Origin of the sequence: Enterobacter sp. CCUG 70166 (assembly GCF_020224095.1) — a bacterium.
Classification (GTDB): Bacteria; Pseudomonadota; Gammaproteobacteria; order Enterobacterales; family Enterobacteriaceae; genus Enterobacter; species Enterobacter intestinihominis.
In genome coordinates, this window is record NZ_NRIQ01000051.1 from 1 (window position 1) to 24,839 (window position 24,839).

26 protein-coding genes and 1 pseudogene are annotated in these 24,839 nt (G+C 55.3%); 10 read left to right on the forward strand and 17 right to left on the reverse strand.

Annotated features, from left to right (window positions below; genetic code table 11):
• Nucleotides 1-143 precede the first annotated feature (143 nt).
• The 4 genes from yqaB to luxS all read left to right on the forward strand — a co-directional run bounded on the left by yqaB (nt 144) and on the right by luxS (nt 3,431).
• Nucleotides 144-710: a fructose-1-phosphate/6-phosphogluconate phosphatase gene (gene yqaB, locus CKK19_RS20795; protein WP_022649138.1), complete on the forward strand. Its 567-nt coding sequence runs from the start codon at nt 144-146 to the stop codon at nt 708-710.
• Nucleotides 707-1,135 carry a YqaA family protein gene (locus CKK19_RS20800; RefSeq protein ID WP_017692791.1) on the forward strand — a complete coding sequence of 143 codons (429 nt, stop codon included), beginning with the start codon at nt 707-709 and terminating at the stop codon, nt 1,133-1,135. The genes yqaB and CKK19_RS20800 overlap by 4 nt, the downstream gene beginning before the upstream one ends.
• 83 nt (nt 1,136-1,218) lie before the next feature.
• Nucleotides 1,219-2,763: a glutamate--cysteine ligase gene (gene gshA, locus CKK19_RS20805; RefSeq protein ID WP_058676734.1), complete on the forward strand. Its 1,545-nt coding sequence runs from the start codon at nt 1,219-1,221 to the stop codon at nt 2,761-2,763.
• A gap of 152 nt (nt 2,764-2,915) precedes the next feature.
• Entirely contained in the window at nt 2,916-3,431 is a 516-nt protein-coding gene (gene luxS / locus CKK19_RS20810; protein WP_003862180.1) for an S-ribosylhomocysteine lyase, read from the forward strand.
• A 61-nt stretch (nt 3,432-3,492) separates the two neighbouring features.
• On the opposite strand, the pseudogene CKK19_RS20815 reads toward luxS, so the two are convergent.
• From CKK19_RS20815 to CKK19_RS20875, 13 genes and pseudogenes are all read right to left on the reverse strand, one after another.
• A pseudogene (locus CKK19_RS20815) lies at nt 3,493-3,636 on the reverse strand (hypothetical protein); the annotation flags it as partial.
• A gap of 229 nt (nt 3,637-3,865) precedes the next feature.
• Entirely contained in the window at nt 3,866-5,413 is a 1,548-nt protein-coding gene (gene emrB, locus CKK19_RS20820; RefSeq protein WP_022649134.1) for a multidrug efflux MFS transporter permease subunit EmrB, read from the reverse strand.
• 16 nt (nt 5,414-5,429) lie between these two features.
• Entirely contained in the window at nt 5,430-6,602 is a 1,173-nt protein-coding gene (emrA, locus tag CKK19_RS20825) for a multidrug efflux MFS transporter periplasmic adaptor subunit EmrA (RefSeq protein ID WP_022649133.1), read from the reverse strand.
• Between the two features lie 128 nt (nt 6,603-6,730).
• On the reverse strand, nt 6,731-7,261 hold the full coding sequence (gene emrR, locus CKK19_RS20830; protein WP_017694792.1) for a multidrug efflux transporter EmrAB transcriptional repressor EmrR: 531 nt from the start codon (nt 7,259-7,261) through the stop codon (nt 6,731-6,733).
• A gap of 314 nt (nt 7,262-7,575) precedes the next feature.
• Nucleotides 7,576-8,760 carry an MFS transporter gene (locus CKK19_RS20835; RefSeq protein ID WP_017692795.1) on the reverse strand — a complete coding sequence of 395 codons (1,185 nt, stop codon included), beginning with the start codon at nt 8,758-8,760 and terminating at the stop codon, nt 7,576-7,578.
• Nucleotides 8,761-8,969: 209 nt separating this feature from the next.
• Nucleotides 8,970-9,965, reverse strand: coding sequence for a glycine betaine/L-proline ABC transporter substrate-binding protein ProX (proX, locus tag CKK19_RS20840; RefSeq protein WP_063853169.1), 996 nt, complete (start codon nt 9,963-9,965; stop codon nt 8,970-8,972).
• 9 nt (nt 9,966-9,974) lie between these two features.
• The gene (proW, locus tag CKK19_RS20845) at nt 9,975-11,039 is read right to left on the reverse strand and encodes a glycine betaine/L-proline ABC transporter permease ProW (RefSeq protein WP_225455216.1); all 1,065 of its coding nucleotides are present in this window, start codon (nt 11,037-11,039) and stop codon (nt 9,975-9,977) included.
• Complete coding sequence (gene proV / locus CKK19_RS20850) at nt 11,032-12,234, reverse strand: glycine betaine/L-proline ABC transporter ATP-binding protein ProV (RefSeq protein ID WP_022649131.1); 1,203 nt, start codon at nt 12,232-12,234, stop codon at nt 11,032-11,034. Before proV ends, proW begins: the two co-directional genes overlap by 8 nt.
• Nucleotides 12,235-12,567: 333 nt before the next feature.
• Complete coding sequence (gene nrdF / locus CKK19_RS20855) at nt 12,568-13,527, reverse strand: class 1b ribonucleoside-diphosphate reductase subunit beta (protein ID WP_063853168.1); 960 nt, start codon at nt 13,525-13,527, stop codon at nt 12,568-12,570.
• A gap of 9 nt (nt 13,528-13,536) precedes the next feature.
• Nucleotides 13,537-15,681, reverse strand: coding sequence for a class 1b ribonucleoside-diphosphate reductase subunit alpha (nrdE, locus tag CKK19_RS20860; protein WP_063853167.1), 2,145 nt, complete (start codon nt 15,679-15,681; stop codon nt 13,537-13,539).
• A complete protein-coding gene (nrdI, locus tag CKK19_RS20865; RefSeq protein WP_022649128.1) occupies nt 15,654-16,064 on the reverse strand; it encodes a class Ib ribonucleoside-diphosphate reductase assembly flavoprotein NrdI in 411 nt (136 codons plus the stop codon). The genes nrdE and nrdI overlap by 28 nt, the downstream gene beginning before the upstream one ends.
• On the reverse strand, nt 16,061-16,300 hold the full coding sequence (gene nrdH / locus CKK19_RS20870; protein WP_017382770.1) for a glutaredoxin-like protein NrdH: 240 nt from the start codon (nt 16,298-16,300) through the stop codon (nt 16,061-16,063). The genes nrdI and nrdH overlap by 4 nt, the downstream gene beginning before the upstream one ends.
• A 243-nt stretch (nt 16,301-16,543) precedes the next feature.
• Nucleotides 16,544-16,870 carry a DUF883 domain-containing protein gene (locus CKK19_RS20875; protein WP_017382769.1) on the reverse strand — a complete coding sequence of 109 codons (327 nt, stop codon included), beginning with the start codon at nt 16,868-16,870 and terminating at the stop codon, nt 16,544-16,546.
• A gap of 158 nt (nt 16,871-17,028) precedes the next feature.
• Between CKK19_RS20875 and CKK19_RS20880 the strand changes: the two genes are divergently transcribed.
• Complete coding sequence (locus CKK19_RS20880) at nt 17,029-17,373, forward strand: DUF2002 family protein (protein ID WP_006811693.1); 345 nt, start codon at nt 17,029-17,031, stop codon at nt 17,371-17,373.
• Nucleotides 17,374-17,405: 32 nt separating this feature from the next.
• Here the strand turns inward: CKK19_RS20880 and alaE are convergent, their stop codons facing one another.
• Nucleotides 17,406-17,855 (reverse strand): L-alanine exporter AlaE, encoded by a 450-nt coding sequence (gene alaE, locus CKK19_RS20885; RefSeq protein ID WP_022649127.1) that lies wholly within the window; start codon nt 17,853-17,855, stop codon nt 17,406-17,408.
• Between the two features lie 497 nt (nt 17,856-18,352).
• Here alaE and stpA point away from each other — a divergent pair, with 497 nt between their 5' ends.
• Nucleotides 18,353-18,757 (forward strand): DNA-binding protein StpA, encoded by a 405-nt coding sequence (gene stpA, locus CKK19_RS20890; RefSeq protein ID WP_022649126.1) that lies wholly within the window; start codon nt 18,353-18,355, stop codon nt 18,755-18,757.
• A gap of 37 nt (nt 18,758-18,794) precedes the next feature.
• On the opposite strand, the gene CKK19_RS20895 is transcribed toward stpA, so the two are convergent.
• Both CKK19_RS20895 and CKK19_RS20900 read right to left on the reverse strand, forming a co-directional pair.
• Nucleotides 18,795-18,974 (reverse strand): hypothetical protein, encoded by a 180-nt coding sequence (locus tag CKK19_RS20895; RefSeq protein ID WP_006811690.1) that lies wholly within the window; start codon nt 18,972-18,974, stop codon nt 18,795-18,797.
• Nucleotides 18,975-19,056: 82 nt separating this feature from the next.
• Nucleotides 19,057-19,575, reverse strand: a complete 519-nt coding sequence (locus CKK19_RS20900) for a rhodanese family protein (protein ID WP_022649125.1) — start codon at nt 19,573-19,575, stop codon at nt 19,057-19,059.
• A gap of 179 nt (nt 19,576-19,754) precedes the next feature.
• On the opposite strand from CKK19_RS20900, the gene CKK19_RS20905 reads away from it, so the two are divergent.
• The gene (locus tag CKK19_RS20905) at nt 19,755-19,913 is read left to right on the forward strand and encodes a YqaE/Pmp3 family membrane protein (protein WP_003862203.1); all 159 of its coding nucleotides are present in this window, start codon (nt 19,755-19,757) and stop codon (nt 19,911-19,913) included.
• Here the strand turns inward: CKK19_RS20905 and CKK19_RS20910 are convergent.
• Nucleotides 19,910-20,839, reverse strand: a complete 930-nt coding sequence (locus CKK19_RS20910) for a LysR substrate-binding domain-containing protein (protein WP_032625925.1) — start codon at nt 20,837-20,839, stop codon at nt 19,910-19,912. The genes CKK19_RS20905 and CKK19_RS20910 overlap by 4 nt on opposite strands.
• 320 nt (nt 20,840-21,159) lie before the next feature.
• On the opposite strand from CKK19_RS20910, the gene CKK19_RS20915 reads away from it, so the two are divergent.
• The 3 genes from CKK19_RS20915 to CKK19_RS20925 all read left to right on the forward strand — a co-directional run bounded on the left by CKK19_RS20915 (nt 21,160) and on the right by CKK19_RS20925 (nt 24,830).
• The gene (locus tag CKK19_RS20915) at nt 21,160-21,765 is read left to right on the forward strand and encodes an ankyrin repeat domain-containing protein (protein ID WP_032625916.1); all 606 of its coding nucleotides are present in this window, start codon (nt 21,160-21,162) and stop codon (nt 21,763-21,765) included.
• 108 nt (nt 21,766-21,873) lie between these two features.
• On the forward strand, nt 21,874-23,415 hold the full coding sequence (fdrA, locus tag CKK19_RS20920; protein ID WP_063853166.1) for an acyl-CoA synthetase FdrA: 1,542 nt from the start codon (nt 21,874-21,876) through the stop codon (nt 23,413-23,415).
• Nucleotides 23,415-24,830: a DUF1116 domain-containing protein gene (locus CKK19_RS20925; protein ID WP_058676728.1), complete on the forward strand. Its 1,416-nt coding sequence runs from the start codon at nt 23,415-23,417 to the stop codon at nt 24,828-24,830. Before fdrA ends, CKK19_RS20925 begins: the two co-directional genes overlap by 1 nt.
• Nucleotides 24,831-24,839 lie beyond the last annotated feature (9 nt).

The following is a 24,839-nucleotide window of genomic DNA, read 5'->3' on the forward strand; positions in this document are numbered from 1 at the left end:
TCCTCCCGGATGCACCATCTCTTCTTGTGATCCCCTTCGATGTTTAGTTCTTAATCACTCTCATTGTTATCACTTCGCAATCAGCGACAAAAATCCCCTTTTACGATAAAGTAATGCTTTGTTAATCGTTTAGCGAGAGCACGATGTACGCACAGTATGACGGTTTGATCTTCGACATGGACGGCACCCTCCTGGATACCGAACCCACGCATCGTCAGGCCTGGACCGAAGTCCTGGGCCGTTACGGTATGCGCTTCGATTTACAGGCGATGATTGCCCTCAACGGATCGCCCACCTGGCGTATCGCACAGGCCGTGATTGAGCTGAATCAGGCCGATCTCGACCCGCACCAGCTCGCGCGTGAAAAAACCGACGCGGTAAAAGCCATACTGTTAGACACCGTGCAGCCTTTACCACTCATTGACGTCGTCAAGGAGTGGCACGGCCGTCGTCCTATGTCTGTCGGTACGGGCAGCGAGAGCGCGATTGCTGAAGCGCTACTCAAACACCTTGGCCTGCGCCACTATTTTTCTGCCGTCGTTGCCGCCGATCATGTTAAACATCACAAACCCGCACCGGATACCTTCCTGCGCTGTGCAGAATTAATGGGTGTACCACCTGCAAAATGCGTGGTGTTTGAAGATGCTGATTTTGGCATTCAGGCCGCACGTGATGCCGGAATGGCGGCGGTGGATGTTCGCTTACTGTGAGTGACGCGCTGTCACTCGCTTCATTATTCGCCAGCAGTTTTTTAAGCTCCACCCTCTTACCGGGGAATTCGGAAGTGGTGCTGGTGGCGATGCTGTTGTCCGGCGTGAGTCAGCCCTGGTTGCTGGTCTTAATAGCAACAATGGGTAATAGCCTTGGAGGGCTGACTAACGTTATTCTTGGACGTTTCTTTCCGCTACGCGAAAAATCTCGCTGGCAGGAAAAGGCAGTGGGCTGGCTAAAACGCTATGGCGCTGCCACGCTGTTATTAAGCTGGATGCCTGTAATAGGCGATTTACTGTGTCTGCTGGCGGGATGGATGCGCATCTCCTGGGGACCGGTGCTCTTTTTTTTGTGCCTTGGCAAGGCGTTACGCTATGTTTTACTGGCATGGGTAACACTACAGGGTATGACGTGGTGGCACTAATTGGTGGAATGAATTCGCGACCTTCAATCGTCAACCATTACAATTATGCTGAGTGACAATTTTTTGACAGGCGGGAGGTCAAATTGATCCCGGACGTATCACAGGCGCTGGCCTGGCTGGAAAATCACCCTCAGGCACTGAAGGGGATTCAGCGTGGGCTTGAGCGCGAAACGCTGCGCGTAAATGCGGATGGTAGCTTAGCGACTACGGGACACCCGAAGGCGTTAGGCTCGGCGCTGACACATAAATGGATCACAACCGATTTCGCCGAAGCGCTGCTGGAGTTCATTACGCCAGTAGACGGTGATATTGATCATATGCTGACGATCATGCGCGACGTGCATCGCTTCACCGCCCGCAACCTCGGCGACGAGCGTATGTGGCCGCTCAGCATGCCGTGCTATATCGAGCAGGGGCAGGAGATTGAGCTGGCTCAGTACGGCACCTCGAATATTGGACGGCTGAAAACGCTGTATCGCGAAGGACTGAAAAATCGCTACGGCGCACTGATGCAGACGATCTCTGGCGTGCACTACAATTTTTCTCTGCCGATGGCGTTCTGGCAGGCGAAGTGCGGTGAAACGGATAAAGAAGCGATCTCCGCGGGCTACTTCCGCCTGATCCGCAACTACTACCGTTTTGGCTGGGTTATTCCGTATCTGTTCGGCGCGTCCCCGGCTATCTGTTCATCGTTCCTGCAAGGGAAACCGACCACGCTGCCGTTCGAGAAGACTGAGTGTGGCATGTACTATCTGCCGTACGCGACCTCGCTGCGCCTGAGCGACCTTGGCTATACCAATAAATCGCAAAGCAATCTCGGAATTACGTTTAACGATCTGCACGAATATGTGGCAGGCTTGAAGCGGGCGATAAAAACCCCGTCCGAAGAGTACGAAAAAATCGGCCTCGAAAAAGACGGCAAGCGCCTGCAAATTAACACCAACGTGTTGCAGATTGAAAATGAACTGTATGCGCCGATTCGTCCGAAGCGCGTGACGCGCAGCGGTGAAACGCCGTCGGATGCGCTACAGCGCGGCGGGATCGAATACATTGAAGTGCGCTCGCTGGATATCAACCCGTTCTCACCGATTGGCGTTGACGAGCAGCAGGTTCGCTTCCTTGACCTGTTTATGGTCTGGTGCGTACTGGCGGATGCGCCGGAAATGAGTTCCGACGAACTTTTGTGTACTCGTGCCAACTGGAATCGCGTGATTCTCGAAGGGCGCAAGCCGGGCCTGACGTTAGGTATTGGCTGTGAAACGGCTCAGTTCCCACTGTCCAAGGTAGGGAAGGATCTGTTCCATGACCTTAAGCGCGTAGCCCAGACGCTGGATAGCGTGTACGGCGGCGAAGCTTACCAGAAGGTCTGCGACGAACTGGTTGAAAGCTTCGATAACCCGGAACTGACATTCTCAGCACGTATTCTGCGTTCTATGATTGAACAGGGAATTGGTGGCACAGGGCGTTCACTCTCAGCGGAGTACCGTGAGATGCTGATGCAGGAGCCGTTAGAGATCCTGAGCGAAGCGGATTTTGTGGCAGAGCGCGATGCGTCCGTTGTGCGTCAGAAAGAGGTCGAAGCGGCGGATACGGAGTCGTTTGAGGCGTTTCTGGCGAAGCAGGCCTGAACCAAAAGAAAAAGGCCACATCGCTGTGGCCAAAATATACATCTCTGAATTCAGGGATGATGATAACAAATGCGCGTCTTTCATATACTCAGACGCGCATTCTGTAGAAGAGTTCAGTTTATTTTAAAAAAAATCACTATCGGAGGTGACGTATGCCGTTATTAGATAGCTTTACTGTCGACCATACCCGTATGGAAGCACCAGCAGTCCGCGTGGCGAAGACCATGAACACGCCGCACGGCGACACGATCACCGTTTTCGACCTGCGCTTCTGCGTGCCGAATAAAGAAGTGATGCCAGAGAAAGGCATTCACACGCTGGAACACCTTTTCGCCGGATTCATGCGCGACCACCTGAACGGCAACGGCGTGGAGATCATCGATATCTCTCCGATGGGCTGCCGCACCGGTTTCTACATGAGCCTGATTGGTCAGCCTGAAGAGAAACGCGTCGCGGATGCGTGGAAAGCGGCCATGGAAGACGTGCTGAAGGTGAAAGAGCAGAACCAGATCCCAGAGCTGAACGTTTACCAGTGCGGTACTTACCAGATGCACTCTCTGGAAGAAGCTCAGGAGATTGCCCGCCATATCATCGAACGTGATGTTCGTGTAAACAGCAACGACGAGCTGGCCCTGCCAAAAGAAAAACTTCAGGAACTGCACATTTAGTATTGTGCCTGTGGATGCCCGGTGGCGCTTCGCTGACCGGGCCTACAATACTGATGACGACAACCACGGCCAGCTCCGCGCTGGCGACGCCGGTATCGCGATCGTTTTGCGGATGCACGCTGATACAGACGTCGCTGCGGCGGCTGAAGTGGTGGCAGAAATATTCGATCTGGTCGAGATAGACGTTCGGCGTGCTCACTTCGACGTAAGTCTGTCGAGAGCCAGCGCGTGGCGCGGGTGTGTTCAGCATGGTACGCTCCTGTTGTCTTTTCACTCTCGTGAATCAATTTCAGGCGCGCTGCTTTATCGGAACTGACAATCGCTGTCGCGTTTTGGACACGGTGCGGTGTTTTGCCGGATGGCGGCTACGCCTTATCCGGCCTACGTTCGTAGGCCCGGTAAGCGTAGCGCCACCGGGCAAACCGTGCACAGGGCTAGTGCGCTCCACCGCCCCCGCTACCGGCACCAAACGGTGGTTTGGCAAACCACACCAGCCCCAGCAGGACGATGAAGATCCCCGCCGATATCCAGAAAATCTCGTTTGCCGAGATAATCAGCCCCTGGTTGGTGATCTGCTGGGCAAGCCAGCCGGATGCCTGCTGCTCCGTCATCCCCATCCCCTCAAGCTGGCTATACATCTGCTGAGCGTTAGGGTTGAACGGGTTCACCGCTTCGGTCAGTTGGGCATGGTGCATCGCTTCCCGGTTGGTCCACAGCGTGGTGGTGATCGATGTCCCGATGGAGCCCGCCAGCGTACGGGTGAAGTTCGACAGGCTCGATGCCGCCGCCATCCGCTCAGGCGGCAAGCCCGAAAGCGTAATGGTGGTCAGTGGCATAAAGAAGCACGCCACAGCAAAGCCCTGAATAAACTGCGGCCACGCGGAGGCGCCAAAGTCCATTCCCGGTTCAAACGTATACGCGCGCCAGTAGAAGCACACGGCGTACATGATGAAGCTGAACGTCACCAGCCTGCGCATGTCGAGCTTATGGGCGAAACGGCCAATAATCGGCGACAGCAGAACCGGAATTAACCCCACCGGCGCGGAGGCCAGCCCCGCCCAGGTTGCGGTATAGCCGTACACCTCCTGCAACAGCTGCGGCAGCAGAACAATCGCGCCGAAGTAGAGCATATAGGCGAGGCTGATACAGAGGCAGCCGATGGTGAAGTTTCGCGATTTAAACAGCGAGAGGTCGACTATCGGATTTTCGTCCGTCAGCTCCCAGACAATCAGGAAGCTAATGGCAACCACGGCGACCACCGTCAGCACGATGATTTCCGTAGAGGCGAACCAGTCCAGCTCTTTGCCGCGGTCGAGCATGATTTGCAGGCTGCCGATGCCGACAACCAGCAGTGCCAGCCCGATGCCGTCGATCCGCCGCTGTTCGGTCCGCGTTTCGCGACCACGCAGAGACTGTAGCGTCATCAGCACCACCAGCGCACCGATGGGTACGTTGATGAAGAAGATCCAGCCCCAGTGATAGTTATCGCTGATATAGCCGCCGAGGATTGGCCCGCAAATTGGGGCGACAATCACCGTCATCGACCACAGCGCGAGCGCGATGGAGCGCTTGGCGGGCGGATAGTTGTTCAGCAGTAAACTCTGCGACAGCGGAATCAACGGCCCGGCGACAATCCCCTGGATGACGCGGAAGAAAATCAGCATCGTCAGGCTGCTGGACATGCCGCAGGCCCAGGAGGCCAGCACGAACAGGATCGTCGACCAGAGGAACAGCTTCACTTCACCGACGCGCTTCGCCAGCCAGCCGGTGATGGGAATAGAGATGGCGTTCGCCACCCCGAATGAGGTAATGACCCAGGTCCCCTGGCTCAGCGATGAGCCAAGGTTCCCGGCGATCGTAGGGATCGCCACGTTTGCGATGGTGGAGTCCAGCACCTGCATGAATGTCGCCAGCGACAGCGCAATGGTCATAATGACCAGCTGCGCCCCCTCAAGCGGTTTTTGCGGCTTTTGCTGTTGCATAACGCTCACCTTCGGCTTAACCGGCGTTTGCTTTCACGATGTCATCGATCAGCTTATTGACCGGATCGAGGCTAATTTCACGGGCGTTACTTTCATAAGCTGGCGTGCTGCGCACCTGGCTTGCGAGGATCTGACCGTCGCGGTTGGCGGTATCGACCGTCACCAGCGTGGAAAGGCCAATTCGCAGCGGATGGTCTGCCAGCTGCTTAGGATCCAGCTCGATACGTACAGGCAAGCGCTGTACCACTTTGATCCAGTTGCCGGTGGCGTTCTGTGCAGGCAGCAGGCTGAAGGCGCTACCGGTCCCCATGTCCAGACCGACTACTTTACCGGTGTACTTCACGTCATCGCCGTAGATATCGCTGACCACGGTTGCGGTCTGGCCGATACGCATATGCGCCAGCTGGGTCTCTTTGAAGTTCGCGTCCACCCACAGGTTGTTCGCCGGAACGACCGCCATCAGCGGCGTGGTGGTGCTAATTTGCGCACCCGGCTGCACGGAACGACGGGAAACGTAACCGGTCATCGGGCTGACGATTTTGGTACGTTGCAGGGCAAGCCATGCGTTACGCACTTCGGTCGCCGCCTGTTTCACCGCCGGCTGGTTTTCCAGAGAGGTGCCCAGCACCATCGCCTGGTTGGCGTTGTACTGTTGGATCGCCACGTCCAGCTGCGCCTGTGCGCTCGCCACCGCATCGCGGGCGTGCTGCAACTCTTCACGGCCAATCAGGTTGGCGGTGCCGAGAGGAACACGACGCTTGAGGTCGCTCTGCGCCTGGGCCAGGGCCGTTTTCTGCACGTCGATATTGGCCTGAAGCTGTTTGCTGTTGATCATCAGCTGGCGGGTCTGGCGAACGCTGGAGGCCAGCGCCGTCTGTGCTTTTTCAAACGCCTGTTGGGCGTCGGTCGGGTCAAGCGTGACCAGCACATCCCCTTTTTTCACAAAGTCGGTGTTGTCAGCCCAGACTTTCGTCACGCTGCCTGACACCTGGGCCATGATTTGAACCTGATTCCCTGCCACGTATGCATCGTCTGTCTCTTCAACATGACGCAAGACTAAAAACCAATAGATCCCATATGCCACGGCAATAATAATAAAGAGCAAGGTCAGCAGAATAAGGGCGCTCTTACGTTTGCCCTTCTTGTTGACCGGTTGCTGCGGGGGGGTGTTCTCCGCATTTGCGCTCATTGTTGTTCTCCACGATCTTTTTATTTTCACATCGGCTGAGCCGACCTGTTGTCAGAAAGGCCAGCAGTTTCACGTGCTGGCCTGTCAGTTTTTCTTTTGCAATCTGGAATGTTGAGCGGATCGTCGCGTTAGCGCAGCGCCTCAAGAATGACGCCATCTTCATCCATCTGGTCCAGACGGGTGAGCAGCTTGCGAGTAATGTGCTCAAGCTGGTCGCGCTCGGCGGTGCTGAGGGCAGACCAAAGCTGGTGCAGGCAGTTATGCTGCGGTGGCAGCACTTCGCGCAGGAATTCGTGACCTTTCTCGGTCAGTTGCAGATGCAGGCAGCGGCGATCGTTATCGCTCTCACGGCGCTCTATCCAGCCGCGCTTCTCCAGCTCATCAGCAATACGGGTTGCATTGGTACGGGATGAACCCAGCGCGCAGCTCAGTTCAGACGGCTGAATGCTGTGGTTTTCCTGAGACTCAAGCGTAATCAACGCCATAAACAACGTCTCGTTAATCCCTTGCGCTTTCAGCATCTTGTTACGATTTTCCAGCAGCTTACCCTGCATGTGCATGCACAGGCGGGTCAGCAGGATCTCCTGATACGGGAAGTCCTCATGACGACTGGCGCGGAACTTAAGCATTTGTTCAATGGGCGTAAACGAACTATCCATTTTGGGCATAACCTCATTAATTACAGCCGATATAGTAACGATAGTGACAAATAATGTAAATGAATTATTTGTGCGGTTATATCCGCCAAACGTATGTCACCATCAGAAAGCGCCGGGTAAATCCGTGACCCGGTGAGCACAGAAAGTGTGGGGTGTGTACCCGCGAAAGAGGGGATGTGAGGACAGGGGTCTGAACTATTCATGCCGGTAGTAAATATGTCACCCACAGTAAAATTTCTGGGATAAATGATTACCGTTACCTTAACAGATGCAGGCCCCCTTTACACCCCAGGGGGCCCAAAGCAATGTAAAACTTAGTGAATTGCTTCCTGGCGGTGATAGCCGCGCCACCATACCAGCAGATTTATCGCCGCCACGATGGCGCCGATTGCGCACACGCCCGTCCAGCCCGCATGCTGCCAGGCGGAGGCTGAGATTAGCGAGCCCGCCGCGCCGCCGATAAAGTAGCTGGTCATGTACCCGGCCGTCAGACGGTTACGGGCGTCTGGTTTCACGCGGTAAATCACGGTCTGGTTGGTGATATGAACGCCCTGCACGGTGAGGTCGAGTACCAGAATACCGACAATTAGCGCCAGCACTGAGACGTGTCCGTACCAGATAGCCGCCCATGAGAGCAGGAGTAAAACCAGCCCTGCGGAGGTGGTCATATGAGATTTACCTTTGTCGGCCAGGCCACCCGCCGGGCGCGCGCCCAGTGCGCCAGCCGCGCCTGCCAGCCCGAACAGGCCAATCACGCCTTCTGAGTAGTTAAACGGCGGCGCGGCGAGCAGAAACGCCATCGACGTCCATAAGATGCTGAAGTTGGCGAAGGTGAGACACCCCAGAACGGCGCGTGTGCGCAGGAGTTTATCCCGGGTGAAGAGGCTGAAAACGGAGGCGAGGAGTTGCGGATAGTTCAGGTGATTCTCCTGCTTCACCTTTGGCAGGCCGCGCCACAGGGCCAGCGCCATGATAACCATCAGCACGCTTGCCACCCAATAAACGGTGCGCCAGCCGCCGAGGCTCGCCAGCAGCCCGGCAACGGTTCGCGCCAGCAGGATGCCCAGCAGCAGGCCGCTCATAATAGTGCCAACCACTTTGCCGCGTTTTTCCGGGGAAGCCAACGTCGCCGCGAGGGGAACCAGAATTTGTGCCACCACCGAGAACAGCCCCGTCAGCGCGGTACCGATAATCATCATCGTTAACGACTGGCTGCTGGCGGTGATCAACATCCCGCCTGCGGCCAGCAGCGTCATGGAGACGATAAGCATCCGGCGCTCAAACATATCGCCTAATGGCACCAGGAACAGCAGCCCGGCCGCATAGCCGAGCTGCGCAGCGGTGACGATAAAGCCGGCGGAGCTGGCTGAAAGATCGAAAGCACGCGCGATAGTATCAAGCAGAGGTTGCGCGTAATAGTTGCTGGCGACGGCCAGTCCCGTTGCCACGGACATTAAAAGGATGAGTGCGGGGCTAAGCCCTTGAGTTGTTTTTGTCATTTGTTTCAGGAATCGTAAGTTAAGTGATTATTTTTCCGGAAACATAATAACCAATGATTGTGAATGTTGGGGGATTGTTACGTGGTGGATTGTGCGGTTTAGGTTGGGTGCGGTTTGATCCCCTCACCCTATCCCTCTCCCCAAAGGGGAGAGGGGATTTTATACACCCTCTCCCCTTTGGGGAGAGGGCAGGGTGAGGGGTAGTATTTTTACTTCTGCGCCGCAAGCGCCTCTTTCACCCAGCCATCGAACTGCTGCTGGTGGGCTTTGATCCAGCCATCCACGTGGCCTTTGATATCAGCTTCGGATGATTTACCCGCATGCATCATCGCGTTCTGGGCGTTAATGTCTGCCAGCGGCAGTTTCATTACCGAGAACAGCTTCGCCGCCGCCGGGTTTTTCTCGGCCCAGGCTTTGTTCGCCACGATATGCATGGTATTCACCGGGAAGCCATAGTTCATGCCGTTTGGCAGTTTGGTGTCGATATCTTTCTGCTCGCCCGGCAGGGAGGAGAAGGGCACCTGCAACCACACCACGTCTTTGCCCGGCTTCAGCACGTCGCTCACCCAGTACGGCGTCCAGGTGTAGTAGATCACCGGCTTGCCTTCTTTAAAGCGGGCGATGGTATCGGCCATCATCGCAGAGTAATTGCCGTGGCTCACGTCGACGGTCTTCGCCAGATCGAAGGCTTTGTTCTGGTGGTTAATCACCGCTTCACAGCCCCAGCCCGGCGAGCAGCCCATCATGTCGGCTTTGCCGTCACCGTTGGTATCAAAGAGTTTGGCGATCTTCGGATCTTTCAACTGTTCAATATTGGTGATGTGATACTTATCGGCGGTTTTCTTGTCGATCAAATATCCCTGCGCAGCGCCGGTCACAAAGGTGCCTTCGCGGTAGAATTTCTTGTCACCGCCTGCGGCGGCATACATATCGTCGTGCAGCGGCTGCCAGTTCACGGCGGTAAAGGTGGCATCGCCGGAGGCAATAGAGGTATAGCCCACGTTGTAATCCACTTCACTGGCGGTATTCACCGTATAGCCCAGTTTCTCCAGCGCACGGCTGACAATCTGGGTCTGGAAGGACTCTTCCGAAATGGTGCTCTGCACCGGCTGCACGGTAATGCCTTTGCCCGGCAGGTCAGCGGCAACTGCGCTGGTGGAGACAAGGGTCGCAAACGCTGTGGCAAAAAGTACGTTATGTCGCATCGTTGTTCCTTATTTTGTGAATGGGCGGGTGAGTAACCCGACAGGGCCGGTGGTATACCAGCGACGGTTGCCGCGACTGCGTGAATCACGACCGACAGCCTGGGTCAGGCGGTCAAGAATGATGGCGAGGATCACAATCCCGACGCCGCCGACGGTCGCCAGCCCCATATCGAGACGGCCAATGCCGCGCAGTACCATCTGACCTAACCCGCCAACGGCAATCATTGAGGCGATCACCACCATCGACAGCGCCAGCATCAGCGTCTGGTTAACACCTGCCATAATGGTCGGCATCGCCAGCGGAAGCTGAACCTTAAACAGCATCTGACGCGGGCTGGCGCCAAACGAGCGTGATGCCTCTATCAGATCCGCAGGCACCTGGTTAATGCCCAGAATGGTCAGGCGAATAATCGGCGGCAGGGCGAAGATAATGGTCACGACCACCCCCGGTACGTTACCGATGCCGAACAGCATCACGATAGGCACCAGGTAAACGAACGCTGGCGTGGTCTGCATTGCATCCAGCAGCGGGCGGATAATTTTTGCGGCCCGCGGGCTGCGCGCCAGCCAGATCCCCATCGGCAGGCCGATCGCCACGCAGAACAGCAGGGCGGTCAGCACCAGCGCCAGGGTGATCATCGCCTGAGACCACGCGCCAATCGCGCCGATGGCAACCAGGGAGATCAGCGTGGCGATCCCCATACCCGCGCTGCCGAACTGCCATGCGATCAGCGAGAACAGGATAATCGCCACCGGCGCGGGCATGCCCAGCATCAGCTGCTGGAAGCCGTTCAGGATGTAATCCACCGGGATGCGGATCCCCTGGAACACCGGACGGAAGTGGGTAACGACCAAGTCGATCCCCTCCGTTACCCAGCTATCCAGCGGGATCAGCGTCTTGTGGAACGGATCCATAATATTGAAATGCTCTGGGGCAGGCGCCGGTGCGCTGTTGAGCCAGTCTGCCGCGCCGCCGCCATCGGCAGGCGCAGGCGTCGACCCCCACGCATCGGCAGATTGCGCCGCGCTGTCCGTTGCTTCAGTGGTGCCCCATGGGTTTGATTGATCAGCCATTGTTTGTCCCCTCGCGATCTAAAGCCTGTAGCAGCATCCGTTTTGAGATGATGCCAACGTACTGTTGTTCTTCACCGACAACCGGCACGGCGCACGGCGCCTGACCCACGTGAGAGAGCAACTCGCTGAGCGGCGTTTCGGCGTCCACGGCAAGCGGAGCGTCAATCAACGCCGCATCGATTCCCTGGTTTTCGCTCAGGGCGGTTTTCAGGGAGTCGATGGAGACAACGCCGACAAATTTATTGCCGCGTTCAACCAGATAACCGTATTCACGGTCTTCGTCCTGCAACAGCTTCAGCGCGGAGCGCGGACCAAAACCTGGCGTTTTTCGAATAATGCCGTTTGGTGTTCGACGGGCAATATCTTTCGCACTGAATACGTGGCTAATATCCACACCGCGGAAGAAGGTGCGCACATAATCATTCGCCGGATTATTGAGAATTTCATCCGGTGTGCCGACCTGCACCACTTCACCATTTTGCATAATGGCGATACGGTCGCCAATACGCATGGCTTCATCCAGATCGTGAGAAATAAAAACAATGGTGCGCTGATGTTTGGCCTGTAATTTTACCAGCTCATCCTGCATCTCGGTGCGAATTAAGGGATCGAGCGCCGAGAAGGCTTCGTCCATTAATAAAATATCCGGATTAATCGCTAATGCGCGCGCTAATCCTACGCGCTGACGCATACCGCCGGAGAGCTCATCCGGATACGCATGAGCATAATTTTCCAGCCCGACCTGACGCAGTGCATCAAGGGCTTTTTCCTGACGTTCCTGAGCGGGCGTGCCGGCTAACTCCATGCCAAAGGCGGTATTATCGAGTACCGTCATGTGCGGCATCAGTGCAAATGACTGAAACACCATCGCAATTTTCTTTCTGCGCACCTCGCGGAGTTCCGCGTCTGATATTCTGGCGATATCAACGCCGTCAATCAGCACCTGTCCGCGGGTGGGTTCAATCAGGCGATTGAGAAGGCGAACCATAGTGGATTTACCCGAACCGGATAATCCCATGATGACAAAAATCTCGCCTTCTTCAATGGCCAGACTGGCGTCTTTAACGCCAAGCGATAGCCCGGTTTTTTCCAGAATTTGCTCTTTCGAAAGGCCTTTCTCAATATATTTGAAAGCACGCTGCGGGTGCTCGCCAAATACTTTATAAAGATTTTTCACTTCTAATTTAATTGCCATGCAATAGAGAGTGTCCTGTTATTTGTTTATGTCGATATGATTACCATGGTAAATAGTTAACTGGCATTACCCTAACATACTCAGAATCTGAGACAACCCTGGACCTGACTGAGGTCGGAATTTTACCGCAAGCGAAATGGCTGAATTTCCCATGAATAAAGGGCTGAGGGCGCTTTGAATTTTTCTCAATTTTTTGCTACTGCATGGGAGAATTTCGCCTGAATCGGTGTGATTCAGGCGAATATGAAGGAGAAATTACAGTGTAGTACGTAGTGGAATATTCGGCTGAAAATAATGAAATGTAGAGTTAATTAATGAACGTTAATTCATTCATTAAAAATCCCAGTCCTCGTCTTGCGTCTCCACCGCTTTACCCATCACGTACGACGAGCCGGACCCGGAAAAGAAGTCGTGGTTTTCATCGGCGTTGGGCGACAGCGCCGCGAGGATCGCCGGGTTCACTTCCGCCATTTCCGGTGGGAATAACGCTTCGTAGCCCAGGTTCATCAGCGCCTTGTTGGCGTTGTAGCAGAGGAAGGCTTTTACGTCCTCTTCCCAGCCCGTTCCGGCGTACAGCTCCTCGGTATAGCTCAGCTCGTTGTCATACAGATCCATCAGTAAATCGAGGGCAAAACCTTTGAGTTCCTCGCGTTTTTCCGGGGTGACTTTCTCCAGCCCTTTCTGGTACTTATAGCCGATGTAATACCCGTGTACCGCTTCATCGCGGATGATGAGGCGAATCAAATCGGCGGTATTAGTGAGCTTGCCCCGGCTCGACCAGTACATGGGCAGCCAGAAGCCGGAATAGAAGAGAAAAGATTCCAGGAACACGCTGGCGATCTTCTTCTTCAGCGGCTCGTCGGCCCGGTAATATTCCAGCACCAGATCTGCCTTGCGCTGCAATGACGCGCTCTCTTCGCTCCAGGCGTAGGCCGCGTCCACGTCTCTGGTCTGGCACAGGGTGGAGAAAATCGAGCTGTAAGAGCGGGCATGGACCGCCTCCATAAAGCTGATATTCGACATTACCGCCTCTTCGTGCGGGGTCAGCGCATCACTCATCAGCGCGGGCGCACCCACGGTATTCTGAATGGTGTCCAGCAGCGTCAGGCCGGTAAAGACGCGGATTGTCAGCTGCTGCTCGGCATGGCTCAGGGTTTGCCAGGCCGGAATATCGTTGGAGAGCGGTACCTTTTCCGGCAGCCAGAAGTTGCTGGTCAGGCGGTTCCAGACCTCCAGGTCTTTATCATCCAGAATTTTGTTCCAGTTAACGGCGCTTACGCGTGACAGTTTCATCCTTTCTCCTTACAGCGCGCAGGACACGCAGCCTTCAATTTCGGTACCTTCCAGCGCGAGCTGGCGCAGGCGAATGTAGTACAGCGTTTTGATGCCTCTCTTCCAGGCGTAGATCTGCGCTTTATTGATGTCCCGCGTGGTGGCGGTGTCCGGGAAGAAGAGCGTCAGCGACAGCCCCTGGTCCACATGTCTGGTCGCCTCGGCGTAGGTATCAATGATCTTTTCCGGGCCGATCTCATAGGCGTCCTGGTACAGAGCCAGATTCTCGTTAGTCATAAACGGGGCAGGGTAGTAGACGCGTCCGGTTTTGCCTTCCTTGCGGATTTCAATCTTCGACACGATCGGATGGATGCTCGACGTGGCATGATTTATATAGGAAATGGAGCCGGTTGGAGGAACCGCCTGAAGGTTCTGGTTATAGATGCCGTAGTGCATCACATCCTCACGCAGCTGTTGCCACATCTCACGCGTCGGCAGGGTAATGCCGGCGCGGTCGAAAAGCGCGCGTACTTTTTCGGTTTTCGGCTGCCAGTCGCCTTCCAGATACTGGCTGAAATACTCTCCACTGGCGTAGCGGGACTGCTCAAAGCCTGCGAACCGCTGGTTGCGTTCGCGCGCCAGCATCATTGAGGTATGCAGCGCATGCCAGGTGATGGTATAGAAATAAAGGTTGGTGAAATCCAGCCCTTCCGGGCTGCCGTAGGCGATACCCTCCCGCGCCAGATAGCCGTGCAGGTTCATCTGCCCAAGGCCGATGGCATGCGACGCGGCGTTGCCCGCCTCAATGGACGGTACGCTGCGGATGTGGCTCATGTCCGATACCGCCGTCAGCCCGCGAATGGCGGTCTCTACCGTGCGGCCAAAATCGGGGGAATCCATGGTGTGGGCAATATTCAGCGAACCGAGATTGCAGGAGATATCTTTGCCGATATCCGCGTAGTCGAGGTTCTCGTCGTAACTGGACGCGCTGTTGACCTGCAAAATCTCCGAGCACAGATTGCTCATGTTGATGCGCCCGGCAATCGGGTTGGCGCGGTTCACCGTATCCTCGTACATGATGTACGGGTACCCGGACTCAAACTGAATTTCGGCAAGCGTCTGGAAAAAGTCGCGGGCGTTAATGTATTTCTTACGAATGCGCTCGTCCGTCACCAGTTCGTCATACAGTTCGCTGATGGCCACATCACCAAAGGCTTTGCCGTAGACACGCTCGACGTCATACGGTGAGAAAAGCGCCATGTCGGCATTTTCTTTGGCCAGCTTAAACGTGATATCCGGGATCACCACGCCGAGCGACAGGGTTTTAATGCGGATCTTTTCGTCGGCGTTTTCACGTTTGGTATCCAGAAAACGCAGAATGTCCGGATGATGCGCGTGCAGATAAACCGCACCCGCGCCCTGACGTGCGCCAAGCTGGTTAGCGTATGAGAAAGCATCTTCCAGCATCTTCATCACCGGGATGACGCCGGAGGACTGGTTTTCGATGCGCTTGATCGGCGCGCCCGCTTCCCGCAGGTTCGAAAGCAGAAATGCCACGCCGCCGCCGCGTTTCGACAGCTGTAGCGCCGAATTCACCGCACGGCCAATCGACTCCATATTGTCTTCAATACGCAGCAGGAAGCAGGAGACCAGCTCGCCGCGCTGGGCTTTGCCGCAGTTAAGGAAGGTTGGCGTGGCAGGCTGGAAGCGGCCTGAGAGGATCTCCTCCGTCAGTCTTTCGGCCAGGGCTTCATCGCCCTGCGCCAGCGTCAGGGCTACCATCACCACCCGATCTTCAAAGCTTTCTAAATAGCGTTTGCCGTCGAAGGTTTTCAGGGTGTAGCTGGTGTAATACTTCCACGCGCCGAGAAACGTCTGGAAGCGAAAACCGCTGGCGTGCGCCCGTTCAAACAATGCCACCGCGAAGGCGCGGTCGTAGCGGGTCAGGACGCGCTCTTCGTAATAACCCTCTTTTACCAGCCAGTCGAGACGTTCCTGCTGGCTGCCAAAGACGACGCTGTTCGGGCGTACATGAGCGGCAAAAAAGGCGTCCACCGCCTCACGATCTTTGCCAAACTGAATGCACCCCTCCCGGTCATAGAGGTTTAGCATGGCGTTTAATGCATGGTAATCCGGCGTCGCCTGAATCACGCGCTCTGCGGTTGTCGTTGCCAAAATTCGTTCACTCCTTTACGCACGTTCTCTACGTCCTGCTGTGTCCCCATCAGTTCAAAACGATAGAGATACGGCACGCCGCATTTTTGAGAGATGACATCCCCGGCGCGGGCAAAGGCCTCGCCGAAGTTGCGATTGCCTGCCGCGATCACGCCGCGAATCAGCTGCCGGTTATGGGGGTCGTTCAGAAAGCGGATCACCTGACGAGGCACAGCCCCCGCGGTGCCGCCACCGCCATAGCTGGGCACTACCAGAATGTAGGGTTCGTCTACCTGAATACGCTCCCGCTCGTTCAGCGGAATGCGAATCGCGGGCAGCCCGAGACGCTCCATAAACCGAAGCGTGTTTTCCGAGCTGCTGGAAAAGTAGACCAGCCTGCTCATGCACTGACGCCCTGAGCGGCAAGGCGGTTGATCATGTCCGGACGAAAGCCAGACCAGCTGGTGTCGCCGGCAACCACGACCGGAAGCTGACGGAAACCCTGCGCCCGCAGGGTGTCTGCCGCGTCAGGCACCTGATCTATATTGACCATCTCAAATGCCACGCCGCGACTCTCCATCGCCCGTTTCGTGGCGTGGCACTGAACACAATCGTTACGAGTGTAAATAATAATGCTCATGATTCGTATTTCCATTTAGAATGAGAGAACGGCGCGAGTAAACGCGTCATGTTGTGTCTGTCTTGCTAAAGGGAATACTAGATGTAGTTGAGATAACTTTCAACCACACAAGATATGGGAAATTCAGATTGATAAGGGCCCAATGATGAGCCTGGCGGGGCAGGGCGAACTGCGCGGGTTTTTCAGGCTTTCAGGCAAAGAAAAGCCCCGGCGCCTGAGGCTACCGGGGCTGAAAACGCGTGCTTACTTACGCAGGCTAAGCAGGGCGCCGACAAAAATCCCGACTGCCGCGACCGTTCCCAACGTACACAGCGGTTTCTCTCGTACGAAGGTGGTGGCGCAGCTTGCCATATCGCAGGCCGCCTGAGTGGTACGTGAGCGGCCATTCATCCTTGCTCGCGTTTCACGCAGCAGAGACTGAGCCTTACGTTTCGCGGCATCTGCTTCGTCCTTCGCGTCAGAGCCCCAGGATTTCAATACGGCTTCCAGCGTGTCCGCTAATTGGCTGACATCGTTACGAATATCCTGGGTGTCGTCGTTAATATCGTTTCGGTTCGGTCTGTTAAACATACGATCCTCCATAATTTGTGTTCCCGTTTAGTTTAGTCCAGAAATGTAATATCTGAAGCGAGTCACGGCTTATCGGGCAGTTTATGGAATATTCTGAAAGCCCTGCTAATGCTGAATACTGTAAGGTTGCCCGGCAGGTATGATAATGAGGAAAAGATATGTATTTACGACCCGATGAGGTGGCGCGCGTTCTTGAAAAAGAAGGGTTCACCATGGATGAGGTAACATCAAAAGCGTACGGATATCGCCGTGGTGAGAATTATGTTTACGTCAATCGTGAAGCAAGAATGGGGCGTACTGCTCTCATTATTCACCCGACACTCAAAGACAGAAGCCTGTCATTTGCTGAGCCCGCCTCGGATATTAAAACCTGCGATCATTATCAGCAATTTCCGCTCTATTTAGGCGGAGAGACGCATGAACATTATGGTATTCCGCACGGTTTCAGCTCGCGTATGGCGCTGGAGCGTTTCCTGAAAGGGCTGTTTGGCGACGTACAATAACTCAGCGACTGGCATGAGCCAGTCGCCTTATCTTACGCTTTTGCCTGGCTGTAAGGGCTGACTTTAAACAGGCGGCGGCAGTAGTCAAGGAAGTAACCGTACACCGCACCCATCAGCATAGATACCACGATATTTGAACTTACCGCGGCGGCGATTTGATGCCAGTCTGCGCCCACCGTCAGCAAAATAACCACATACACCGGGGACTGGAACGTCACGTAAGCCAGCACGTCCGCCAGGTTTTTTACCCAACCTGCCGGGCTAATACGCCGGGCGAAACGCATCACCGCATCGCGATACATTCCGTACGGCCAGGCAATCATGATATTCACCGGAATGGCCACCAGGCGCGATGAGAGGGACTGCTCAAAGGTCATTCCGGACAGGAAAATTTCAATCAGCATGTTTACGACGGAACAGTAAACGACCATCGCGAACGTATCCGCTACCGCATGGCGCAGGCGAGACTGCGGTGAGAACATGTCTGAACTCCTCGAACAGGACAAAAAAGTGGCGTTTTTACCTGCGGCGTTTAGTGCTTTAGGTTGGTTTGTTTTGAGTGTATAGCGTATCCCTCTGGCTTTTAACTAACAAGTAGTGATTAATTTTTATTTATGGGCGCTTTGTCCATAAAATTCTCTAAAGTTGGCTGTTTTTTGTGCGAGTCGTTATTTTCTTTCCCATTCACCGTTTTATTAAACGAAATCAAACTATTAGCTTATCTGAGCAAGCGTATAACGTTTGTTATTCGGAGGATGCCGGGCGGTTTTTTGAACGGTATTAAACAGGGGTTTTTGACCAGGTGCAGGACGGAATATTACGCGTTAAAACTGACAGGTAATTCGGGGTTATATTAACGGGATATTCTAAAACATTTACAATAATGTCAAAACGACAGAGTGGGTAGATATCAGAACAAAAATCAATTATTCTGGTGCCTGATTTATGTTATACACACGAAGAAAGGTTTCTCATTATTATGGCTTTAACGTTACAGAATCTTAATAATATCCGTACCCTCCGGGCGCTGGCGCGTGAATTATCCATGGATGTTCTGGAAGAAGTGCTGGAAAAAGTTCGGATTGTCACAGAAGAAAAACGCAGCGAGCAGGCTGAATTAGAGCGCCAGCGCGCTGAACAGCAGGATAAAATTAATGCTCTGCTGGAACTGATGAAGGCAGACGGTATTTCCCCGAGCGATCTGTTAGGCGGAGAACTGGCTCATGCGGGCCAGCCGGCTAAAAAACGTAAAGCGCGTGCGGCGAAATATCGTTTCATCGACGCGAACGGTGAAGAGAAAACGTGGACCGGTCAGGGACGTACGCCAAAGCCAATTGCGAACGCACTGGCAAACGGTAAATCGCTGGACGATTTCCTGATCTGATGATTATTCGGGCGGTGTATTCCGCCCGATTATTGACTTAGCAGACGCCAAAGTCACCTTCTTCGGAGTACAGAACTACGTCCGCCGCTTTCAGGTGATATTTCTCGCCCTGCTCATTGCTGGCCTGCACGGCCACAATGTTTTCACCATTTACTTCGAGCACTTTCAGTTTCGGACCGCCCTGACGCGGTTGGACATAATCACCGACAGAAAACATAGCACCTCCTCATCATTGTCACGATCTTCACCATAGCCCACGTCCGGGGCGGGGTACAGCCTAATCTTTCAGATACCCCTTATCAGGTACGTCGGTTCCACGGCATCACTTTCAGCAGTCGCGCCATACCGCAAAAACCTGTCACTCCGGCGAACAGCAGCCCGGCGCCCACAAAACCGCTTAGCAGGAAAAAGCCGCTTGAGACGCTGTAACCCAGCACCACGCCGCAGAGAATCAGCAGCCCGGCGGCGATCTGCACCTGACGCATCAGCGGAAGCGGCTGCGATTTATCTTCAACGGTCAGCAGCCCAGCCTGCTTCCAGCCCTGAATGCCTCCCTCAACCACAAAGGCGTTCGCAGGGGACGCTGCCCGGGCAAGACGAGCATCATTGTTTGCGGTTCTTGCGCCAGACTGACAGTGGAAAATCACCGTTTCTCCCGGCGCTGCGTTAAGCCCGCCGGGTAACGAATCCAGCGGAATGGAGTGCGCCGCTGGAATATGCTCGCGGGCATACTCGTCGGGGTCGCGAATATCGATAAGTTTGGCGCCTTCAGCAATAAGCGCGTTTGCCTGCTGCGGCGAAATAAGAGGAAGAGACATTGTGTTTCCTTACGGTCAATTTCAGAACAGTAGAGCATTTAAGGCAGGGTTTCAGCCAGTGTAAAGAGGGTAAAGGCAGGTAAAAGCGCGAGAGACGAATGGCAGTTACCCGTAAACTGGCTACGCTTAGAGAAGTGTCTTTTATAATTTTCAATTGGTTAGCTTGCACGGAGTTATTTATGGGTTTTTGGCGCGTTGTTTTTACGATTATTCTCCCGCCGCTGGGCGTGCTGCTTGGCAAGGGACTGGGCTGGGCGTTTATCCTGAACATCCTTCTGACCATCCTGGGTTACTTCCCGGGTCTTATCCACGCGTTTTGGGTTCAGACGAAAAGCTAGGTACGCCACAATAGATCACTGTAGATCCGGGTCAGCGCGCCCTCGGGGCCAAACTGCTGTTTGATCCAGCGCGTGACCTGACCGGTCGCCGCATGCTGCGTGGCGAGCAGCATGCGCGAGTCCTGGCGCGGATTATTGATTCGCCGCTTTACCAGCAGCCCGTCCTCCACCGCCTCACGCGTCATATACTCCGGTAAAAATCCAATACCTTCCCCCAGGATCTGACACTGACATTTGGTGTTAAAGTCCGGTACCAGAATCGCCTCCTGACCGTGAAGCAGCCAGCCGACCTTCTTGTTGATGGTATGCGCGGTGTCCTCAACCATGATATTGGGATACAGACGCAGCTGACTTTCGGAAATGGGCTCCGGGGCGAACGCCAGCGGATGCGTGGGCGCGATGGCAAATACCCAGCGGATCGCGCCTATCTCGGTGTAATCGATGCCTCCGCCATCCAGCAGCGTATCCGGCGCGCCAATGGCGATGTTGGCCTGATTATTAATGATGGAATCCCAGACGCCGTTATACACCTCGGTCGTCACCGTGATTTGGCAGGTAGGAAACTGTTTTTTCAGCACCTGGAGCAAACGCGCGGTATGGCGTGGCGTATACAAAAGCTGATTAATGCAGATGCGCACCCGCGTCTCAATGCCCTGCGAAATGGTATCAATCCCGCGCTTGATGGCATGAAAGTCATTCAGCAGGTCGGTCGCTTTACGATAAAAATAAAAACCGGATTCGGTCAGCTCAATGCTGCGCGTGTTGCGTACAAACAGCACCACGTCCAGCCCGGTCTCCATACGTTTGATGGTGTAACTGATGGCGGAAGTGGTCACGCCCAGCTCGGCAGCCGCTTTGCTAAAACTGCCAAAACGTGCCGCGGTGGTGAAGGCCAGCAAATTCTCTTCGGTAAAGATGGAATTCATATTATGGCTCCTGGTTACCATCAGTTTTGAACATATTTTAACACCGGCGTTACATCATAGTTGATGTCGGTCACAGTTCTGGGTTTTTACGTAGAGCCGCGCTGTGTAAGGCTTTTTCATTCATAAGGATAATGCAGCCCGAGGCGCGTAAAAGCGGTAAACCATAAGAAAAAGGTTGCATAGACGCACGTTTTTGCCGGACTGTTGAATTTAACTTAACAATGAATTGCGTGTCGATGAATGATTTTTAAGCGGATTCTTTTATGACCAGGCTGTTGCTATTCTCAGGTCATCAGAAGTGAAACATAGGGAGTCTGAATATGTCTGCAACTGCACTGGTTACAGAATTTTTGCTGGCGGCAGAAGAGGGTAATATCGACGCGCTAAAAGCCTGCCTGGAAAAAGGCGTGGATATTAACGCGACCAACCGCCAGAAAAGAACCGCCATTATTATTGCCAGCCTGAAAAAGCATTACGCCTGTGTGGAATTTTTAATTTCCGCCGGGGCGGATATTGATAAACAGGACCAGACCTGTTTTAACCCCTTCCTGATCGGCTGCCTGACCAATGATTTAACCCTGCTGCGCATTGTCCTTCCGGCGGATCCGGATCTCGACCGTCTGACGCGCTTTGGCGGCGTGGGCATTACCCCTGCCAGTGAAAAAGGGCACGTTGAAATCGTGCGCGAGCTGCTGGAAAAAACCGACATTAACGTCAACCACACCAATTTTGTCGGCTGGACGCCGCTGCTGGAGGCCATCGTGTTAAACGACGGCGGCGCAAAGCAGCAGGAAATTGTGAAGCTGCTGCTGGATCACGGCGCGAATCCGCACATGACTGATAAATACGGCAAAACCCCGCTCGAACTGGCGCGGGAAAAAGGCTTCAACGCGATCGCAGACCTGCTGCTGGCGGCAGGCGCATAGCGCATTCGGTCAGCCTTCCCCTGGCTGGCCGTGAATCAAAAAACGCATTGTTACCGACGTGCATTTAGCACGACGGCGGCCCCCTTTTATCTTAAACAGGTGAAAATAATGCCAACCAAAATCGTCATAAAAAAGAATACGTATTTCGATTCGGTTTCCTTAATGTCGGTTTCCACCAAAGCCAATAAATTGCCGGGCATCGAGCAGGCGTTTGTGGCGATGGCGACGGAAATGAACAAAGGGGTATTAAAAAACCTCGGGCTATTAACGCCGGAATTAGCGGACGCGAAAAACGGCGACCTGATGATCGTTATTAAAGGCGACGCGGCGAATGAGGAAACCCTTGCCGCCATTGAAGCGTTATTCACGCGTAAAGAGAGCGCTGGCTCCCATGAAGCACGCTACGCGACAATTGCCAGCGCCAAAACCCATCGTCCGGACAGCAACCTTGCGGTGATATCCGTCAACGGCACCTTCGCCGCCCGCGAAGCGCGCCAGGCGCTGGAAAACGATCTCAACGTGATGCTGTTTTCCGATAATGTGTCGCTCGACGACGAGCTGGCGCTGAAGCAGCTGGCGCATGACAAAGGATTGCTAATGATAGGGCCGGACTGCGGCACCGCCATTATCAACGGCGCGGGGCTGTGCTTTGCCAACGCGGTACGTCGCGGGCCGATTGGCATCGTTGGCGCCTCCGGCACCGGTAGCCAGGAGCTGAGCGTGCGCATTCACGAGTTCGACGGCGGCGTGTCGCAGCTGATCGGCACCGGCGGGCGCGATCTCAGCGAGAAGATTGGCGGCCTGATGATGCTCGACGCCATCGACATGCTGGAGGCGGACGACGCGACCCGGGTGATAGCGCTCATCTCCAAACCGCCTGCACCCGCGATGGCAGAGAAGGTGCTGGCCCGGGCACGCGCCTGCCGCAAACCTGTGGTTGTGTGCTTCCTGGGCCGCAACGAACCGCCAGCCGATGAAGACGGCTTGCAGTTTGCTCGTGGCACCAAAGAGGCGGCCCTGAAAGCGGTGCTGCTTACCGGCATTAAAAAAGACTCCCTGGATTTACATCCGCTCAACTGGCCGCTGATCGAAGAGGTGCGCGCCCGCCTGACGCCGCGGCAGAAGTACATTCGCGGCCTGTTCTGCGGCGGCACCCTGTGCGACGAAGCGATGTTTGCCGCGCTGGAGAAGTTTGACGATGTTTACAGCAACATCCAGCCGGATCCGGCCAGGCGTCTGAAGGACATCAGCGTCAGCCAGGCCCACACCTTCCTTGATTTCGGTGACGACGATTTCACCAACGGCAAACCACACCCGATGATCGACCCGACCAACCGCATCAGCCGCCTGCTACAGGAGGCGCGCGATCCGCAGGTGGGCGTCATCGTGATGGACTTCGTGCTGGGCTTTGGCGCACACGAGGATCCGGTGGGGGTGATGATCGAGGCGATCAAAGAGGCACAGGCAATCGCGAAAGCCGACAACCGTCCGCTGGAAATTCTCGGCTACGTGCTCGGCACCGATCAGGATCCGCAGTCGCTGGCCCAGCAGTGCCAGCTGCTGACCGACGCAGGCGTCATCTGGGCCAGCAGCAGCACCAATACCGGATTACTGGCACGCGAATTTGTCTGCAAAGGGGAGAGAGCATAATGACGACCTTATTCAACCAACCGCTGAACGTGATTAATGTCGGGATTGCGATGTTCAGCGACGACCTCAAAAAACAGCACGTTCCCGTGACCCAGCTCGACTGGACGCCGCCGGGGCAGGGCAATATGCAGGTGGTGGACGCGCTGGATCGGCTGGCGGAAAAACCGCTGGCGGAGAAAATTGCCGCCGCGAACAACATTGCCCTTGAGCGCATTATTCAGTCCCATCCGGTGCTGGTGGGCTATGACCAGGCGATTAACGTGGTGCCGGGCATGACCCGCACCACCATTCTGCACGCCGGTCCGCCTGTTACCTGGGAAAACATGTGTGGGGCGATGAAGGGCGCGGTCACCGGCGCGCTGGTGTTTGAAGGGCTGGCGACGGATCTGGAGGACGCCGCAAGGCTGGCGGCTTCAGGCGACATCACCTTCTCGCCGTGCCACGAGCACGACTGTGTGGGCTCTATGGCGGGCGTCACCTCCGCGTCGATGTTTATGCACATCGTTGAGAACAAAACCTACGGCAACCGCGCCTTCACCAACCTCAGCGAGCAGATGGCGAAGATACTGCGCATGGGGGCCAACGATCAGAGCGTGATCGACCGCCTGAACTGGATGCGCGACGTGCTCGGCCCAATGCTGCGCGACGCGATGAAGATTATCGGCGAAATCGACCTGCGCCTGATGCTGGCCCAGGCGCTGCACATGGGCGACGAGTGCCACAACCGCAACAACGCGGGCACCACGCTGCTTATCCAGGCGCTGACGCCGGGGCTGATCCAGGCGGGCTATCCGGTGGCGCAGCAGCGTGAAGTGTTCGAGTTTGTCGCCAGCAGCGACTACTTCTCCGGTCCGACGTGGATGGCAATGTGTAAGGCCGCGCTGGATGCCGCCCACGGCATTGAGTACAGCACCGTCGTCACCACCATGGCGCGCAACGGCTACGAGTTCGGCCTGCGCGTCTCCGGCCTGCCGGGGCAGTGGTTCACCGGCCCGGCGCAGCAGGTGATCGGCCCGATGTTCGCGGGCTATAAGCCGGAAGACTCCGGGCTGGATATCGGCGACAGCGCGATTACCGAAACCTACGGCATCGGCGGCTTTGCGATGGCGACAGCCCCGGCAATCGTGGCGCTGGTGGGCGGCACGGTGGAGGAAGCCATCGATTTCTCCCGCCAGATGCGCGAAATCACTCTCGGCGAAAACCCGAACGTCACCATTCCGCTGCTGTCGTTTATGGGCATCCCGTCCGCCATCGACATCACGAAGGTCGCGGGCAGCGGCATTCTGCCGGTCATTAATACCGCCATTGCCCATAAGGACGCCGGTATCGGCATGATTGGGGCGGGCATCGTTCACCCGCCGTTTAGCTGTTTTGAAAAGGCGCTGTTAACCTTCCGCGATCGCTACGTTCTATAAGGTATGCAT